At 42.9% G+C, this 19553-nt stretch carries 12 protein-coding genes; 2 read left to right on the top strand and 10 right to left on the bottom strand.

The window, feature by feature from the left end:
- Positions 1-4: 4 nt before the first annotated feature.
- On the bottom strand, positions 5-3358 hold the full coding sequence (locus tag ICN20_RS08545) for a hypothetical protein (protein WP_216239572.1): 3354 nt from the start codon (positions 3356-3358) through the stop codon (positions 5-7).
- Between the two features lie 137 nt (positions 3359-3495).
- On the opposite strand from ICN20_RS08545, the gene ICN20_RS08540 reads away from it, so the two are divergent.
- Positions 3496-4470, top strand: a complete 975-nt coding sequence (locus tag ICN20_RS08540) for a hypothetical protein (RefSeq protein ID WP_216239571.1) — start codon at positions 3496-3498, stop codon at positions 4468-4470.
- A complete protein-coding gene (locus ICN20_RS08535; RefSeq protein ID WP_216239569.1) occupies positions 4463-6358 on the top strand; it encodes a hypothetical protein in 1896 nt (631 codons plus the stop codon). The genes ICN20_RS08540 and ICN20_RS08535 overlap by 8 nt, the downstream gene beginning before the upstream one ends.
- 73 nt (positions 6359-6431) lie before the next feature.
- On the opposite strand, the gene ICN20_RS08530 is transcribed toward ICN20_RS08535, so the two are convergent.
- The 9 genes from ICN20_RS08530 to ICN20_RS08490 all read right to left on the bottom strand — a co-directional run bounded on the left by ICN20_RS08530 (position 6432) and on the right by ICN20_RS08490 (position 19545).
- Positions 6432-7511, bottom strand: a complete 1080-nt coding sequence (locus ICN20_RS08530; protein WP_216239567.1) for a hypothetical protein — start codon at positions 7509-7511, stop codon at positions 6432-6434.
- A 3-nt stretch (positions 7512-7514) separates the two neighbouring features.
- Positions 7515-9185 carry a C1 family peptidase gene (locus ICN20_RS08525; protein WP_216239566.1) on the bottom strand — a complete coding sequence of 557 codons (1671 nt, stop codon included), beginning with the start codon at positions 9183-9185 and terminating at the stop codon, positions 7515-7517.
- Positions 9121-10767, bottom strand: coding sequence for a DUF4407 domain-containing protein (locus ICN20_RS08520; protein ID WP_216239564.1), 1647 nt, complete (start codon positions 10765-10767; stop codon positions 9121-9123). The genes ICN20_RS08525 and ICN20_RS08520 overlap by 65 nt, the downstream gene beginning before the upstream one ends.
- Positions 10764-12725 carry a caspase family protein gene (locus ICN20_RS08515; protein WP_216239562.1) on the bottom strand — a complete coding sequence of 654 codons (1962 nt, stop codon included), beginning with the start codon at positions 12723-12725 and terminating at the stop codon, positions 10764-10766. Before ICN20_RS08515 ends, ICN20_RS08520 begins: the two co-directional genes overlap by 4 nt.
- Positions 12726-12757: 32 nt before the next feature.
- Complete coding sequence (locus ICN20_RS08510) at positions 12758-14320, bottom strand: DUF4407 domain-containing protein (RefSeq protein WP_216239560.1); 1563 nt, start codon at positions 14318-14320, stop codon at positions 12758-12760.
- Between the two features lie 43 nt (positions 14321-14363).
- On the bottom strand, positions 14364-15011 hold the full coding sequence (locus ICN20_RS08505) for a hypothetical protein (protein WP_216239559.1): 648 nt from the start codon (positions 15009-15011) through the stop codon (positions 14364-14366).
- 16 nt (positions 15012-15027) lie between these two features.
- Positions 15028-16968 carry an OmpA family protein gene (locus ICN20_RS08500; protein WP_216239556.1) on the bottom strand — a complete coding sequence of 647 codons (1941 nt, stop codon included), beginning with the start codon at positions 16966-16968 and terminating at the stop codon, positions 15028-15030.
- A gap of 111 nt (positions 16969-17079) precedes the next feature.
- Complete coding sequence (locus tag ICN20_RS08495; RefSeq protein WP_216239555.1) at positions 17080-18438, bottom strand: VWA-like domain-containing protein; 1359 nt, start codon at positions 18436-18438, stop codon at positions 17080-17082.
- A gap of 3 nt (positions 18439-18441) precedes the next feature.
- Positions 18442-19545 carry an AAA family ATPase gene (locus ICN20_RS08490; RefSeq protein WP_216239546.1) on the bottom strand — a complete coding sequence of 368 codons (1104 nt, stop codon included), beginning with the start codon at positions 19543-19545 and terminating at the stop codon, positions 18442-18444.
- Positions 19546-19553 lie beyond the last annotated feature (8 nt).

The raw sequence follows: 19553 nt of genomic DNA, 5'->3' as shown, positions 1-19553 counted from the left end.
AGCATTACCAATCATTTGACTTGTAGTCCAATAAGGTTTGCAAATGGGCGGGCCATGATTCCCGCTTCATTTGAGCGCCATTAAGCCGGATCTTCTCCAGCTTAGGTAATGTATTTAAGATCTCGAGATCTGTCAGCTCTCCGGATTGCTTCAAATCTAATACCTCTAGGCTCTTCCACCCCTCCAAGAAGGAAAGTGAACCAGCAAAGCGAGTTGCTCTCAACTTCTGAATCTGAGAAAAATTCTTCAACTGATTTGGGATTGATTTGTCATAAAACCGCAACTCCTTAATCGTCAATTCAACCAAGGTCGCAATCTCTTTTAAGGACTCAATATTCTTGGTTGTCTCATCAATATTAGAGAGGTCAAACTTCGTTAACTGGCATTGTTCGATGCCCGCTAAAGTTGGGAGAGAGCAGTACGTTATATCTAATTCAATAGCCCCATTAAAACCCTCTAAATTGTTGAGCTCAGCACTATTCAGGGTTACGCTCTGGATATTGGGGGCTGAGAATTGAGAAAAATCATGTGCCCCATGTGATAAATACAGTGAAGTCAATTCAGTAAACACGGAGTTCCAACGCAAAGGAGCATCTTTCTTCTTTTTGGGAGCCTCATCCTGATCGGGAAATTCAATAGTCAAATCCACCACATTCTTGAGGTGTTGAATATCAATTTTTGGACTATCAAACTTGAGTGAAAATTTATGCATCCAAGATACCTCCAATAGAGGTTTTAAGTCTGTCGATGCTGAAATATTTGCCGTTAATGAATTTACAGACTTTAGGCTTGTCACAAATTCAATACTCTCTAGAAAACTGGGGCTATTACCCCAACAAGACAGGTCCAAACTCCCATCCTCTGCTGAGAGCTTGGGCTTGTTCGCTAGCGCAATTGCGTTAGCTAGAGGCATTCCACCATCCCAGCTATAAATTTGGAAGCTCCGCAAATGAGAGGCGCATTCAAGGCCATTTAAAGAGCTTAAATTTGGGCAATCTCTAAACGTAATCTTCTCAAGGCCAGACAAACCACTCAACATAGAAAGATCCTGCCCCCTAAAGCTGACCAACTCTATTTCAGCAAGGTTGGTGAAACTTTGTAGCGAGAGCGGAGGGAGATCATTGTAGCTATCGTTACAGTCAAAAGTGATCGAGCGAATAGATTCGCGTAATTGAATCGCTTCCGTTGCCTCCACAGGAGCAATGGAGAGGATGTACAGAATTTTCCATCGGGCAAAGTCTCTATCTGCGGCAAGCGTAGCTTTAAATGTTTTTCCTAAATCGTCACTATTCCCAGTAAAAAACTTACTTGCATTAACGCCATCAACTAGCTCATTAAAGACAAAGGGCTCGGAGCACCCATTTAGCAAGCTGAAACCCTGAGTGACGTCAATATGATTATTAGAGGCCAATAATGGCTTCAGTTTTTTATATAAATCAGACTTGATGGCGGGTTTAGAAATAGTAGCTGGAGATATTTTTTGTATAGGCTTATCGAGCTTATATTTTTCACAGATCTTGTCCTGCAGCTTAGAGATTTGTGTCCGGTTATCGTATCGAGCAGACCCCACCTCCTCAAACGCAGAGCCGTCCTTACTTATCCTAAGGCTCGCCAAAGAGCCAAGGCCTACGAGGAATTTGAGGGACTTCACGTCATTGCATGACTCCAAATTCAAAGTGCTTAAACCATTCACTACAGATAACGCTGAACAATCTTCTAGCATAAAACCTTTTACAACCAGGTTAATTACGTCTAGCTGACTTAAAGCCTTGGCAAGTGACTTTGGAAATTTCTTCTCCGCCTCAAGATCTACGGTAATGGTGAGGCTTTTAAATTTCTGAAGAGAAGAAACATCTTCTATGCATGCTGGAAGCTGTATTAAGGTGATGTCATGGAAGGCGTCTAAGCCCGCGAGCGTCTTTAGCTGATCGCATTCACTTAAATCAATTTTGTTTTTGGCTATAAGCTTTGTATGCTTTAGCGGACCAATGTCTTTTAAGTTAGAGCAGCCACCTAAATCGATATCCACCCCCCATCGACCAGATACGTCGCCTAAAGTTGCAGGAAGACCTTCGATCGATTCTAGGGATTTACATCCATTTAAGCCAATCTCCACTAATTCTGAATCCCAGCTTTTCGGAAGCTTCTTGAGCCCCTCTGAGTACGATAATTCTAGTTTTGTAAGATTCTTCAGCTTTCCTAGGGGGCTTGCATCCACTAAGGAGGGGGCGTTACTTAAGTCGAGGGTAGTCAGATTAATAAATTCAACAATCGAACCCATATCTTCCGCCCCGGACCAACTTAAATCAAGGTCGGTAATGTAATGAGCCCCAGGAATTCCACTAAGGTCTTTTAAGCTTTCCATGTTTGACAGCTTCAAAGTGCTTATCTCAGGATCAAGATCCGGGAAATACTGAAGATTGACTAAAGCACTGCAACCATGCAACGAGAAAGTGCTGGAATGAATATATTGAGACTCATCTTTGGCGAGGATTTTTTTACCCTCAAGTCCTTCTAGGCTTCTTAAGGCCTCGCACCCTACCAAGTCAATCGTAGAGAGGGCTGCTGATTCTTTCAAACCCGTGATAGATTCCAAGGATTCGCACGAGCTTAAATCAATATTCACTAGATTGATGGCACCCTTCAAAGCATCAATGTTTTTAATGAGCTTACAGTCAGCCAAATTAAGAGAGCTCAAGCTTGAGGCCGAAGGGGCTAGAGAATCAATACTGAGCAAGTTTTCATTTTTTTGAAGGTTTAATTCCTTGAGGCATCCGCCCTCACCAAGGCTGCCAATATCCTGTAGCTTTAATTCAGCTAGATTAACAACCGTCAGTTGTGGCGCATCCAAGCCTTTTAGAGAGTTGAGACTTGAGTTCTTGGTTCCATAATTCGTCTTCATCTCTCCCGAAATGGAAAGATGCGTTAAAGCAGGAAACGCGCCAAATGCAGTGAGATCTTCCAAATGGCAACCATCCTGAATCATTATTTGCAGATCCTCTAGGGCTGTAAAACCTTGCAATCGAGGAACGCCTGGAATGGTAATTACCAACTTTCGCACCTTGGTTTTGAGTTCAGCTGCTTTGCTGCCCTCAGGAGCACCCGATAAGATGGCCAATAGTGCAAAGTCGAGATATGGCTGCGCTGGCCCAGTTCCAGAAAAGCGACTGTTGCGCAATAACTCCCCAGTCGCCTCCCTAATGCTGACACCCGACAAAAGCCCAGAGACCTCATCGCCCAAGGAGCAGGCAATATCAATGCCCTGCTGGATAGACCCTAGCTCCCTAGATGACAGCAACTTCCAAAGACTTGACTCATCCTTATTTAGCTTTACTGCGGCCTTCTTTTCGGTTGCCATATCACCACCTAAACTAGATCAAACTATTGAAAATACGAGCAAAATACAGGATGTTTATTCCCTTGTATTATGTAATTAATTCCAAAAACTATAGCAGTTTTAGACCCAATTATCTAACCTCAAAGCAAGCCATTGAAATGAAAAAGCCAGTTGAAACTGTTAGCAACTCTGAGATCTATGAATTAGACCGCGGTACAGCCAGTCCTAGAGAGAAAGCAAGAAGGCTCAAGATACTGACTGACAATGGAACGCCATATCAAAGCTACGCTAAAAGGGTTGGGCCTGGTCTAGAAGGCATCAGTATCGAATTGAAGCGCCTAATTGATCGCAAGATCACCCCTGCCCTGCAGGAAAATATTGGTGCAATACTCGATAAGCGCTTTCCTGAAGTCTATTGCGATGTTCGGGTCTACCCAAATTCGCAAGATGAAGAGATCTTTTCTATAGATGAAGAGAATGGCTGGAATGATGACAACCTTCATGTATTGGTAAATTTCGTTGTCTCCATTCCTGAGGATGACTCTCTAGATTCCATGGCAAGGGCCACCCTTCTCTCCTTCTTCCAAAAGGCAGATGACTGGACGGCTTCTGACCCTAAGATTAGTAAGCTGAAGAAAAAGCTAAAGCTTTACGACCTGTTGAATATCGACGTGATTTCTGAAGCAATGGGCAACCTACCATTTAATGACTTTGATGTAGCTGAATATCCCGGGTTCAATCTAGAAATTGATTGTGATGGCGTTATTGAAACTAAATTCTCGAAACTAAAAGTAGCAGCCCTCGGCCCCGAAATACTGAGTAAACGTATTGGCCTTAAGACTCCATTAGAGCTTAAGACAGTCACCCCCAAGAATGCCAAGAAAGAAGTGCCAGTGGTGATCGCCAAACTACTAGATGCGCTCGGGGTTCCAAATATAGATCCTTCCAAACTGAAAAAGACTGATAACCTCTATGCACTTTGCGGGTATCAAGATAAAACCTGCCTCTCATTAACTAAATCATTCACGATGCATTTCGATGTACTTACCATTATTGGCGCCAAAGAAATCATTAGCCTTGAAAATGCGGTCGACTTCGCAATAGAAACTTTAGAAATGCGCGAAGATGACTAATACTGTATCCCGCCCTGAAACCTATTTATCCCCGATTACATTTGGCATCACCGGGCATAGAGATATTGTCGACCAAGATATTGCTAGAGCCAAAGAATGCATCCAGAAAGTGATCAAAAGCTTTCGAGAGCGCTATCCCAATACACCTATAGTCCTGATCACCCCACTGGCAGAGGGTGCCGACTGTATTGCAGCTGAAATGATTCTTGAGCAAGATGAGCGCTGCTATCTGCATGTAGTGTATCCATATGTTCTAGAGGAATATAAAAAATCGATTGGGCCTGAATGGCGTGAAAAATTTGATGCCCTAAGCACTCACCAAAGAGTCATTGACCATGTGGTACTTAATAGCGATATTGCAAGCCCCACCGAAGAAGAGAAGAACCAAGCCTATCGAGATGTGGGGGAGTTTGTTGCTATCAACTCCTATGTCTTGTTTGCCCTATGCAATACTGAACCAGCCCTAAAAAAGGGTGGGACTGCTGAAATTCTGGAGTTTCGAAAAAGAGGATGCATTGATCTACTAGAAGTGAGCGACTCCAATATCCGTTGCGCTGAAGAAGGCTTGCTTTATGAAATTCGAGTAAGGCGTAGTTATGAAAAGGAATTGCCGGCACCGAATGAAAAAGACGACGCCTGCTACATCACCCCTATAGTGAACAACAAAGATCATGCAGAAGAGGCCAGGGTTGCCTTAGGCTTATCGCATGAGAAGAAGAAAACGCGGCTCATTGAAAAGATTAAGAGCTACGTACAACCAGGCGAGCAATCCATCACTGTAGCTAGTGAACTAGAAGAGCTTAATAGTCGCTCGCTAGAATTAATTTCTGCATTTAAGGCCTCGATGACTAACGGGGGCCCTATTCCTGAGCGCGACTGGGCCACAGAGAGCTTATATAAAATCTATGATCACCAGAATAAAACCTCCCTCTCTAGCGGCGATATTTATACCCAGCATTTACGTGGAACAAGCGATAAATTAGCGTCTGACTTTCAGGCAAAATACAAACGCTGCCTGAATTGGGTCTTCATACTGTCCATCATGATTGGACTACTTCATGGATTTGAAGGTCTTCTAGAGCATCTCTCCTGGTTTGAAGAAAATCCATTCGTAAAATATATATTTGCAGGTATTGGCTTATCAGTTTGGTACGTTGCAAAGAAAAATGGCTATAAAGATATTTATGAGAGTTATCGAGCCTTAAGTGAAGCGCTTCGTATTCAGGAGTACTGGCATCAAGCAGGAATTAAAAAGATACCGGCCGATTTTTTCCTGTCCACTCAAATTGGTGACAACTCTTGGGTAAGGCGCGCTCTCAGAACGGCCTGGTTCATGGATATCGCCACGACTGAAACCCAGAACCCTTCTAAACAAGCCTTAATTAGTAGCATTCAGAATCTAGATGCTATTTGGGTGAAGGATCAAATTAAGTACCTAAGCAAGAAAATTGCAGATTTTGAGCGCAAACTCAAAAAATTTGATCAGTTAAATCTGGCACTAGGTGTGATCACGGGCATCTTCTTCATTTTGGGGCGTGAATTTATCTTCAGCAAATTAGAAGGCTTTCCCCTGCCATTGGAGCTAGTAAACGCTATTAGCGGCTCCGCCTTGATTTTCCTTGCTCTATCCAAGGGATACTGCAAGATGAATGCTTTTGATGTGCTGATCAAGCGATACGAATCCTCGCTGCACGTCTATGTACAAAGTCAAAACATACACAACGAGCTGATTAGTCTTGATGATGCAGTTGCCAAAGCCAATCAAATTAATAAAGAAGAAAGGCTGCAAGGCCTTTATCTGACTCTCGGCCAATCAGTCCTTGATGAGGTGGCAGACTGGTACATCGTTAACTCCAGAACGGAGTTTAAGAATCCGGTTGGAGAGTAAAGGATGGGAGCTGTAATCAACCTACTTTCGGGTAATTGCTAGGCTAGTCTTTCTTTGAATCGGGCATGTTCGCTCATTCCTCTAGAGCTCCTTTGGCAGTCGCTATCAGCTGATTTATCTTATCCAACTTCCATTCACCTTGGCCGTCTATATCCTGCATGTGAATATTCGTTGATTTTTTATAGACTTCTAATATTTCAATATATTCTTTAAAGAACTGAGGTTTCACTGAGGATTGCAAGGCAATATCAAGAATCATCTCGGCGCAATCATCAATAACCTGCCACTCTTCCGCCATATCGTTAAGCGTATCTCGCCAACCATCGTCCCAGAGGGTTTTAAAAACTTTCGACAAAGAAGCAGCTATAGCGTTGATGTTGCTATTTTGGCCTTTCATGGACCCATACCAGTCACACGCAGCTTTTAAGTCGAGTGAGTGTTCAATTTGCGTAAGATCGCTTGATGAAAATGATTGAATCGTCTCGAGAGTATTTTTTGGCTCACTAATGCTGGCTGTGTGACGCTGCATTTTCCCTGTATTCATAGCTACAAGATTTGGATGAAATACTTTCAATCTCTTTTCAAAGTAGTCAAATACGGTCCCCTCAAAATCCTCGCAATTCCATACATCTTCTGATGTATAACCAAAAGCAATTTGAAGATCGGATCCAACGGAACTTATCCCAACTGAGAATGGCCCTTCAGCAGCCGCTTTGGCTGAGATAGCAACCCTATCTATATATCTATTAATAGCGTGTGATTGCCAGCCCTGGGTATGGCTGGTAGAGCTATTGTGAACCGCAAAGAGCTTACGCAGATGGTGAGAGATTCGACCACTGTTAAATAAGCCCTCACCCAAATTTTTAGAAGATATTCCCACATATAGAATTGGGTATGCCGTGCTTGTAAGAACATAAATCAATCCACGGACATCAAGGCTGACTCTTTGCACTTCTGGGGGCAAAAGATTTTCATTCAAGAGTTTTGGGGGAACAAGATTTTGCCCACAACCTAGATCATCAGGATAAATATAGTTCTTACCACCGACCTTTACTGACGAATATTGACGATTCCAGCGTTTATCTAGAAAGCCATCCAGAATGATTGGCGTCAATCTTTCTAGTGGATAGAAGTTCGTAAAAGCAATTTCCATGCACTAATGCTCTAGGGTTTTAATGGGCAATACATTGACCACCACCTTCTTTTGATCTTCCTGGTTTAGCTTAGTCAAAGTCTCTCGTATCGAACTTAGGAATCGCCTATCTGTGACAACACCATTACTGGATGCGAAAAGCGGTTTTGGCGAAACAATGGCAATCAGCATTTCCTGACCAAACGGCTCAGATATTTCTAACTTTCCAGCAAGCTTTACCAAACTATCAGCTGGAACCTTTTGGCCCCACATCAACTCAACAGCCTCTCCATTGGCTTGCAGGTAGGTTAGATAAAGATAGCCCGAAGCCTTTGTCGTTTTCACCTGGATATTGACTTGCTCACCTTTTTTCAAGATCCCGTTGGAATGATCTGGGATTTCCACCTTCACGCCAGCAGTGCTCACACGCGCATTACCTAGTGTTTGATTAACCTCGCAGATAGGCCAGGGATTTATTGAAATCTTAGTGCTGACTGAGTTGACTCCAGGAATAGCTTTAGCCTGGATTCTTAGTTTATTAAGATCCGCCATATCCTTCACATAGCCTGAAATAACAACATCGCCGACATCGCTGACAGTAGTCTCCGTATGGGAGCACTGTAACGATGAGCCGATCTCATTGATTTTTTGTTTTATCTCAGCATTCGTTACAACAACTTTCGGAATTACCTCTACAGGCTTAATGACGGGATTTACCTTAATCACCGGAAGAACAATATTAGGCGTCACCACGACTGGTGGAGGATTGTTTTGAGGCTCAATATAGTCATCTGCTTTTTTAACCTGGAAGCCAGGATCAATCACATAGAATTCTTCACTGCGATACATTAGGGTTTGATAATCAACCCATGCGTAACCTTTATCACCCCACCAACTTCCCCAGGAGTTGATGACCCTAAACGCACTCTTGTTATCGTCATAACCGACAACAACCATTGCATGCCCATCAACCGCCCTGCTATTCATATCTCTATAGATAGCCGATCCACGATGATCCAAAAAGGATTGAGGCACTTTCATTGCAAATATCACCGGATGGCCAGAGTAAACCTGCGACTTAACAGCCTCAATGTCACGACTCTGAATGCGATGAAAGTCATGAATGCGATGAAGAGAGGCAAATTCCCGAACCTCCGCACTTGGCATTGCAGAACACGAATCTTCTCTATAAGGAAACTCACTCATGCTTGGAATGCCTTGCTGCCTCAATAGCGCAAGCGCATCCGTAACAACGGTTCCAGATTTACAGGAATACTTATCAGGAGTTAATTGGTTGTATATAAATGCAGGACTGCCGACAAACCTTGAGCGCCCAGTGTTATTTTCAGACGCGTTTGTATAGTAACTTTCAGCGCTATACCCTACAGCCCATGCCACACAAGAATACTGCCCTCCCTGAGCGCCCGGTGGGAGCATTCTCTTTGACAGATCGGCACTGGGCGGCAGGTAACCCCTGTATTTGACAGCAACAGGGACTCGACTTAACTGCTCGGGACTGGCAAATACGACGCCAAATCCCTCTTGATTAGTCTGAGCATTTGCAATCCCGGTCTTTGCGAAAAGGCTCAAGAAAATCAGAAGGTAGTAGATAAATTTATACATGGTCAGACTATCTTTTGGAGGACTTACGAATTGCATTGAATTTAGCGCGCATGACTTCCATGCGAGACTCATTCAAATCTCGCCTTAACTGGCTTATATGCTCCATGAAAGCATCTCGTAAGGAGATAACTTGATGGTAAATTGTTTTATATACAGGACGACCTCTTCCATCGAAGATCTCATAAGCTTGGTATTCAACTCCAGCATTCTTTGCCAGAGATAACCTCATACGCTCATCAACTAGGTAATCGTATGCATTTCTAGACCCAAATACCTTCATCAAAATGGGCATCGTTTGAATAAAGATAATGCTGAGAATCAGAAGCCATGAAAAAAGTTTGAGCTCCTCAAAAGCAATCGTACTAGCCCTAATGATTCCTGGAGTTGGTGAAGCGCTTAAGAGAGCATTTAGCTTTTCTTTTTGCATCTGCAGATTTAACTGATCTACACTGAGATTAACCAGGGTCATGGCCTCGCCCTTATTTGCTTCCAAAGCAGTAATTTGTGTATTTACTCCTTGCAACAAGTCATCTATCTCTTTTACGCATGACAAGATGCTATCTTTATAGAGCACAAGATTGGATAACCTATTGGGGGCAACTGCTTCGTTATAACAAGCAAGATCTCGGCCACGGATATTTAAGAGATCTGAGTTTGCGGGAACCACAATAGTTGGAGACTCATTATTTTTTGGAGCTTCAACTACAACAGTGGTCACCACTTTCGTCTCATTAAGCGGAGTAATAGTAGTTGTATCTTTGTTCTTGATTTCAGTCTTATCTGATTTGATCACTACAGGAGGATCTTGGGCCTCATTCTTGATGATCTTCTGAGAAGGCTCTTTGTTTACCTTATCAGGGGAAACTATTTTTGGGTTATCCGATACGGGGTCCTTGGTAGGGCTAACCTGTGACTCATATTTTCCGGTTGCAGGATTTAAGGTTGAGATATTCATGCTTAAGTTCTCAACCTTGATCCCCCTATCCTTCGTAGAGCTCTCGATCTTTTCGGCCGGTTTGTCTTGACTGTTTACCTTAGGATTTGTTGTGCTGGTAATTAGGCCATTTTCATATGCGCGCTGAAAGACTTCTCGGAAATAAGGTTGGTAACTATTTGAGATTCTCTCAAACGCTACATCTAGCTTTTGATGTAACTGATAATGGTATGCAATTTGAATTTCAGACTTAAATAAGGCAGCCTGTAGTGGGATAGCAATCATAAATCCACAAAGCACAGAGAAAATCACTGCAAAAGCCCATCTTCCATACTGCTTGAATCCAGAGGTCTTCTTATTGGCGAGACTATTTCGACAAAATATGATGAACTTTTGTAAATTCATGACATATAAACCACTTAATGTCGCCCCCACAATAATAGCTAGCCATCTAAAAAAAGAGGCTTGGTAATCAGACCCAAAATCAATCAATCTTCCAGGAGACAGAAATTCATAGAAAAAGATGCCCCCGGATAATGTTGCCAATATAACGAGAATGGCAACACACAAGCCTTCCGAATAAAACTGTCTTAAGTCGGGGCCCAAATGCTTCCGATGTCTACCCAATATCTGAGTATCAATACCCGCCAAATAGAGAAGCACTCTCTCTGTGCGCGAGAAAATAGATTCAGTGCGGCTGGAGTCTACAGAGAAACTCATGCCTCACCCAGCTTTCGAATGAATTTGTTGTAAGCAGACTGACTCGATAGATTCTCGTCACTAAGATTTTTTACGACTGGAAATACATCATAAAAATCAGTGTCGGCATTCCACCACTGATATCTTCTGATCTTAGAAGAATCAAATGATTTATATTTTTCAAGCGCATTCTCTACTTGCTTATCAACATCATAATGAACCGCTTTCAAATATCGTCTTAGGCCATCATTTTTAAGGCGCTCATAGCTCGAGATGGCAAGGTATGCAGCAGGCCAGAAATAACGAAGCAGATCTCCTGAGACCATGAGCAGAATGATCAGCATGGTAATTGTAAGATTCAAAAGAAGCGTCAATTTCTTATGCCACATTTGATGCAGTTTTTCTGCAATGAGTCCTGAACCAGTAATTTCAGATCTATACCAAGTGCCTTTGCTGGCGGTATCTTGATCAATATTGTCCTGAAGATAGGCTATCTTATTTTTCGCAAGGTCAATTTCTAATTTCAAGCAAGCTGCGAGCGGTGAATTCATTGCCTCATTACCTGTGTCAACATACTGACTACATGGAATATTTTTCCCTGGCTCGCTTTGGAGTTCTACAACTGGTGTTTGAGTCGTCTTAGACTTATTCTTAAAAATAACCCCTGGCTCAACCAAATAAAATGGGCCCTCTAAGTTATTTCGAACATCTGGTATTTGTTCCCCACCAGTCAAACCCTTAACCTCTTTAATCACCTTAGAAAATACAGTCTGGATATCTTCTGGAGCATTTAAATACTTTAGTAACGCATAGGTATATGGGCTATGCTTGCCAGAACTTTTGATGCCATCAATTGAGCCTTTGCCGGGCGCGGCGGCCATACTAAAGAAATAGCTTCCACCACTCTCACCCTGGTACTGACCAGCTAAGCCCCCGGTGCCGCCCTTTAAAGTCGAGATCCAGCTCTGACAGGCATCCAGTAGCAAGACATTGAGCGCAGGCTTTCTGCTGGCAACCTGCTCCACAATTGGCGTTACCTTAATTGCCCGGTTGATACCCTTGGCAATTTCTTCTCCATTCGCATCTTTTGCGGTGATGTAGTTATGTCCATCACTTTGAAATCCATGACCTGCATAATAAATAATGCTGTAATCGCCTGGGCGTAGGGATTTTATATATCTATTAATTTTTAACTGAATTAGATCACTTGACTCATCTTCCGAGGTTAGTACGGCATAGCCCATGCTTGTTAGCAACTCAGCCATTGCTCGGACATCAGTAAGCGTGTTATCTAGAGGCGTAAACCCATTGGTGTAACTCTTTGAGCCAATTAGAAGCGCCTTCCTTTTAACCTCAACATCTATGGTCTGAGTCGTAATCGGAGCAACTACTGGATTAGCCTGGCCAGCCAAGGCCTTTCCAAATCTTTTACCAGTTAAGCGCTCCAACCTCTCAGAAAGCAAAACCTTATCCCGGATTAAATTATCAATTTGATCTTGAGTAGCTTGATATTGATTAAATTCAAAAAGTGCTACCTTTTTATCCATGTACAAATCAATATTTTTCTGTATGGATGTGCCACCGAAAGAAAAGTGTTCATTCAGAAATAAAAGAATGGGCTGTGAAAATACAACCGCCATCACTAGCATTAGAACAATTCGCAATGGCTTATGGCGCCAACTATTGATCTCTTCTGGATCATTATGAAGGGCATACCCGCCCATTGTGACGAATAGTCTTTGCATGCTTATTGCAAAGATGAATACCACTAGAAAAATACCGATAGAGGTCAGAATAGAAGAGGTGTCTATTGCGGGCCTTAAAAATGGAATAGATGCACCTGATAAGGCCATTAACAATGCAGAACCCAAGCTTAACCAATAGCTCAGCACCAATGAGTCTATAGATTTTTCATCCATAGACTCAAGGGTAGCTGGGCTATACCCAAAGAATCGCAAGAACAAGACGTTAAACATCATCTTAGATGTCTATAAGCCAAGAAATACCCTTCTTAAGCTGACTTATTCTTGTCTGAGATTGCTTTCATAGCGGCGATAGACTTCATGCAATCACCAATACCGTAGTTATAGCTCTTTCCAGCATTTTCCGTCTTTAAGGATTCAGCGCACTCAGTTACAGAGTTACGAATACCTTTCCAGCCTGTAGCATCAGAAGAGCTAGCAACTGTAGCTCCATCTTCAACAAGTGGGTTCTGGCGGATATATTTGCTAGGGTTATTTTTGATATCCGCCCTAACTCTTTCTAAAAATTCCTGCTGTGCAACCTTAGTTAATTCTTGCTCGATTTTTAGCTTGCCAACTTGATTTTCTTTGAGCAAATCAGCTTCGTAATACTTTGCGTCCTTCAATTCGATGTTCTTATCTTTTCCGTCCGCAGGACTATCTAGTTGCTCATTAAGATCAATACCCTTAGCAGCCAGTGTTTTCTGCTTAATGTTTTCCTGCATATAGTCATATGGACTGAGTCTTAGCATCATCTTAAAGAGAATCGGTGCAATCTCTAAAAAGGCCATCAACAAAAACAATAAGGTCCCGCTCCAGAAATAATGCTCGTGTGCAGTCAAAATACGCTTAATGAGACCATTCTTTTTGGCAGCTTGTTCTGTGAGTACATCTCTATTTGCTTTGCGCTCAGCAGCCAAAGACTTCAACTCACCCTCAAGACCATCTAACTGCTCTTGTGTTGATTTGATTTCAGGCTCTAAGGAAGCATGCTTTGCTTCGCTAATTTGCTTGAGTGACTCTAGCCTGTCTTTTTTATTCTTGGCAGCCGGCCCAAAATCTTTTTGCTTTGAACCGCAAGTACCATCAATCTCACACTGCAACTCTTGTTGCTGCTGAATAATTCGCTCGTCAGAAAGCGTAAGTTCAGCTTTTTTCTCATCGCGTTGCTTTATTAACTCAGATTTTCTTGTCTCAATCGCTTTTTGGCGCTCATCAAAAACATGTCGATATTCTTTTTCAGTGCTATCAATCCAGGCCTTTTGCTCATCCTGAAGTTCGCTGTCGATCTCGGTAGCCATGATCTTGATCTCTAATGGCTTAGAAAGGACTACTGCAATGAGAAGGGCCATCAAAATACGAGGCATTGCTTGAAAGATCTCAGATCGGTCAATGCTCTCCTTGCCGTTTCCATGGCCGGTAGAGGACACAATAAATCGATCCAAGTTAAAGATCATTGCCGCCCAAATTAACCCGAAGAAAATGGCCGCGACACAAGTGAAAAGGTGAATTGGTGCCTTAGCCGTCTCGATAGCCAAAGAAACTTTTGGAGAAAAGACAATATAAAAGGCATAGGAGCTTGATAAGAAAGCCAGTACCGCGGTTGCCAATACAGTACCTCCGATGCACTGCTCCTTGACTCTATCTGAATGCGGGCAGTTCTGAAGTAGTTGTGTATCAACGCCAGCCGCAAAATACAAAATACCCTCCACTTTGTTTTGCAACCAATAACGGAATCGTGTGAAGGTATCGGCATCATTAGGAGCCTCTTCGCCAAATTCATAGTTATAGTCGTCCAAATCACCTAACTTTAATTTGTTATCTACAGCCATGAAATTCTCCTTCTGAATATAAATTCTTTAAATAATTAATTTTTTACAAGCGAATCGATCGAGGCATTTTTGCCAGCTCTGATTCAGCATCCATTTGCCGCCCTACTTTTTGCGTATCTAGTAGCGGCACTTGAAATTCTTCCAACATTACTTTGATTGCACTGCTATTAATCTGAGACTCCATGGCACCCTGAGTTAATTCGACATTAAATCTCATCATTTGTGGTTTGAGTACCTCATGATTAAGCTCAAAACGCAGGGGGCTGCTATTAATTTGAATCTCTGCCTTCGGCAGTGCATTCAAATCATGATGAACTGAGCCTACCAAGTCATCGAGCCCTACCATCTCCTGGGAAAGCAAAGGCTGAGTCTCGGGATATTGATCAATATTAGGCTTAGCAATGTATTTAGATTGCTTCATTCCAAAAAGATTTCCAACGTGGAAAATCATTACTGAATTTACTGGGATAACAATCTCATACTCTTGTGATCCACCAAAGAATCTGAGTTTTTCACTCCAAGACGAGCTTTCGCTACTGATCTGCACCTGTAATGCGCCCCACCCCACTACCTTTACCTTGGCAATCAAAAAACTCTTGGGAACGGTAATTGAGTAAAGCGACTCCACGCTTAGCAACTTAGGCGCAGAAAATACCCTAAATGGCATTGTTGGAGTTTTTAATCTGAACATTTATTTTTTACTTCAATCATCGCGTTGCTGGGCAATCAATACGCAAATCAACCCTGCGGTTTAATGCTTGCATTTCGGGTTTAGGATTTTGAACATAGAGATTTAAATCGCTAGCCCCTTTGACTTGTATTTTGTCCATCGTCGTCACATTATTTTCAACTAGCCAATTTGCTAAGGCATTGGCGCGACCCAAACTTTTTTGAAACTTCACGTCTTCCGATCCAGTGATATCTGAATTGCCAGTCAAGATAATTTTGGCATCCGGCCTTAGTGCCATTAATTGCCTTAGCTTATCGAGATAAATCTTTGCATCTGGACTCAATTGATCGTCATTAAATGGGAATAAAGCCGCTCCACCGATATAAATATCGTAAACATCAACCTTATGAGTGCTGTCCGGACAACTAAAATACTTGCTCGGATTATTTACCGCCATATCCAAATCAGCCCTCTTGGTTTTACTGTCAGCGACTAAATTACCATCTTCATCTGAAGAAGTAACATTCTTAATATTATCATCAATATTCTTCACAACCCGGTCGGTTACGCGCTGAATATTGTCCAAAATAGACTGGGTTTTGCTGGGCCCGGTTTCTTGCTTTTTGGTCTCGTCCTCTTTGGGCTTAATAACCTGCGCAATTGGTGTTTTTTCAGATGTCTTTTCTGTCGACACATGAGAAAAGCATGGGCCAGAGTAATTAATCAAGATTGCAAATACCCAAATAACTACCATCAAGAACCAGGGCCAGCAACGCTTCAAAAGACTAGTAAAAATCAGTATCAATGCAATAGACCATAACCACCATGGGAAGTTAGTACTGCACTCCTGACGAGAAACATCGGGAATCGCAAAGAAAATCAGAATGACAAGTGCGGTCAATATAAAAAGTCCACTGACCCAATTAGAAATACGATCACTCCAACTCAGTGATGGAGCTAGGTCTTCATTTAATTTATCTACTAGATAGCAAATAGCGATTAACGGGATGATTGCTATAACAGCATGCTTCAAAGAGCAGGCAACCCAAACCAAAACAAATACTCCGATCGTCAGTATCCAATTGCATTTTTTACATGCTTGAACTGGCGGCAACTGAGGATCAGTTAAAGGCTGCTGTTTCCCTGAAACCATTGCCTGGCTTGACTCTTTGGCCAATTGAACAACCTTATTCCATATTGTTCCAATAGGATTCTGCGCAAGCGCTTGCTTGCTAGAAGGTGGAGGCGGAGACAAAGGAGAGGTATTGGGCTGATGATTTTCTGGCTCAGTCTTTTGCTTTTCTCGCGGTGACTTTAGTTTTGCGTAAGCGGTGCCAGAGATGCGACCTAGCAAAGATTCGACTTTGCCACGATCAACCTCTTCGCTCAGGTTCGACCATTCATGCAATCTAAAGTCATCTAGTTGACCGATATATATAGTCTTAACCGAATGTGAATTGGGCTCTCCCTCGCATATCTCAACCGGATTAACTTCTTTCTGAAAAAGAGGTTTTACTTCACCAGAGTGCCTTTTTAGAGGTGGGCCCTTGACGCGCTTAGGGTTATAAAGCTTGCCGTTATTAATGAGTATGGAAAATGCTTGTGACTGGTCTAACAACCCACCAGAATCGCCTCTGAGAGAACCGCTGTAATTACCATCAAAATCGCCACTAATCCAGATATCGGATTCATCTATATCGGCCTCAGAGGGGTTCTGGACCCACCGAAGTGTCTTAAGTTCTCTCCAGCCTAAATCAGTGGAACCACAATATAAACAGGCTTGTGGCAACCGCACCGGACCGTCAGATTCAAGTGCGTGGTGGCATTTCTCGCAAATGATCTCAACTTCAGCATCATCTAATAAGGGTTTACTCTGATATAGGCCATTTACTGGGCCGCATGTCTTGCAAATGCGATGCAGATCCAATTGAGCGGAATCGCACTTTCTACAGGCAAGGAATGCAGGGGATTTTCCCATTGGGTGACGGCACTATCGCGTTAGAAATCAGAAAGAATGAAAAATACTACTCTATTCAATAAAACATTTATTTTATTCGCTACTTAGGACGTTTATTAGCCGTACAGCTAATCACTGAATCACAATCTGACGTCCAAACTTGAGATGCTCGCCACCAGGACCCCCGACAACCACCCATAGCAATCGACATGGAGGCCTCGTTTCTGGGGCGGGTGCAGCGCCATCAGTCAGGTACACGCAACCATCAAATCGCTGACCTTTGGTCTTAAGCCACTTCATGACTGGCTCAAAGCTGGTGCCTCCCCCACCTTTAACAAAGGAAGGTATCTTTCCAACATAAGGGTAGGATCGCTTGATATCGGCATCGCATTCAACAATAGTGATGTTTGCGCCTTGCTTGTACATGCCATGAATTTCAGCAAAGAAGCTTGCTATGGCATCTTGATCAATAGAGCCAGAGGTATCTATTGCCACAGCCATGTTCTGAAAGCGCTTTAGCTTCAAACCTGGATTGGGTGGCATTCCATCCAATGCCTCAAAACGCTTGCTCTCTCTTTGAGAAGTGACAACCATCTGACTTCTTCTGCTAGACGCGGCAAACATTCGAATCGTATTGCGCCAATTTAACTTTGGCTTACGAGCTTCAATCAGCTCATTGATATATCGCTCTAACCAGCTTGGTGTCTTGCCAGCCGACTTACTGTATTGAGATCTCTCAAAAGATTTAATGACTTGATCTTCTGAAACTTGCTCAATGGCATCGCGTATTGCGCTAGAAATTTTAGATCCCGTTTTTTCTCCATCCACATCTGGGCTATCCGAATCTGCCCAAAAAGTATGATCGCTAGGTGAGCGGCCGCCCATAATATCTTCCAGCGCTTTTTGGCTCAATGGTGATTTGGATTTTCCAGATGAGTCAGAACCAGAGGCTCCACTCTGCCCCTGGGATTTTTTCTTAGATTTATTGCTATCGTCATGCAGCTTTTTCAAAGCAGCATAGTAGTTATCAGCCGTATCTTCTGGCTTGAGCCCTAGATCAGGAAAGGTTGTTAATAATATGGCGCCTTCGGGCAAATGATATGGTGCTACATATTGATTAACGACAAGATCCGTTGCCAAGTTCCAAAGCATGGGATCGTGCGACAAGTTTTTATTTCTGAACACATGCTTAAAAACAATATGCAGCACCTCGTGCTTTAAGACGGCAACCCTATTCTCTCCTTTAGTCAGCTCTTTTAGCAAAAAATGTGGATTGACCATTAACTGAATGGCATCACCACGCATACCAACCGCTAGAGTATCGATACTCTCCGTAAAATGCCTTTGCATACCACCCAGAATATGACCAAAGAATGGTTCATTCCGAATAAGATCAACGGTGCACTTAGAAATCTCTGCTTGTGCCAATGGCAACAAGTCCGCAAAACTAGATGCGGTTGCGTGACCTGTTTTTACTGATTCTTTTGCCACGACTTAGACAGTTTGTAATACTAACTTTGCAAGAGCGGCGTCTTGAACTAGGGTTGGCCTTTGGTCCGGCAATGCCACGATATCCCTGTGCACGCTGAACCTGAGATCAGCCGGCAATTCCGGCATCATCAAGAACGACACAATATTGGCTTTATTTTTAGCCGAAGGTTTTGCGTATTGCGCGCTAGCAATGGCTAAAACCAGGCGCGTGCAGATGACAGACAGTCTATCTAGACGCACTGTAGACCCTTTACCCTTAGAGGCAGCCACCACCTTCGGCCTCACCTCATCAAATGAGCTAGCTTCTAGTATTTCTTCGGCGCTGACTAAAAACTCTAAGTCCGAATTAACAAAAGCCAAGAATGAGCTGACGGTGGATTCATCAAGACCACTACGAACAATCGTGCCCACCTTCTTAATCTCTTGCTTTAAATCGCTTATTCCTGAAAGCTGCGAAAACACCTGAACCAATGAGCGCGGTGTTGTTCGCTTACCTGTGACTGATTCAGGGTAAGTTAAAACGAAATTAATACCGCGGGAGTCGACTTTATTAGCCACTGCCCATGCTGCCCATGCCTTTACATCAAAGACCATATTGGTATGCAGCATCCGGGTCAACATCGCTTCGTCCATCGAAGTCACGGAGTATTCGTCATCCTCTGGATTCGCAGTACAAACTATCTGCCATTTTGTTGGTAACTTCCATGAAAACATTTCAAAGTTTTGCAGTAGTTGCATGAGGCCACGCAGAATTCGATCATCCGCACGATTAATATCATCGAGCAGGAGGATTCCTGGACCTTCCTCCTTGGGAACCCAATCAGGCGGAAGATAGATTGTCTCGTTAGTGTTCTGAGATTTAATCGGCAGGCCATGAAAGTCCCCCATCTCTTCAAACTGAGCAGGAGCGCAGTAGGCCAATTTCCAACCACGCTTCTTCGCAAAATCTACTACCGAAGCAGTTTTACCAAGACCATGTTTTCCCCAGATACAAATAGGGGTTGGTCTATTGCCAGTTTCCGTCTCATTCTTAAGATTGGAGTCGAGCAAATATACCAAAAACTCATCCAGATCCTGGGCGTTTAATGTTTCTCCGTAGACACTCATAAATTACC

It is taken from the genome of Polynucleobacter sp. JS-Polo-80-F4 (assembly GCF_018881965.1).
Classification (GTDB): Bacteria; Pseudomonadota; Gammaproteobacteria; order Burkholderiales; family Burkholderiaceae; genus Polynucleobacter.
Note: the sequence above shows the minus strand (reverse complement) of the source record. Positions and strands in the feature narration are given on the sequence as shown.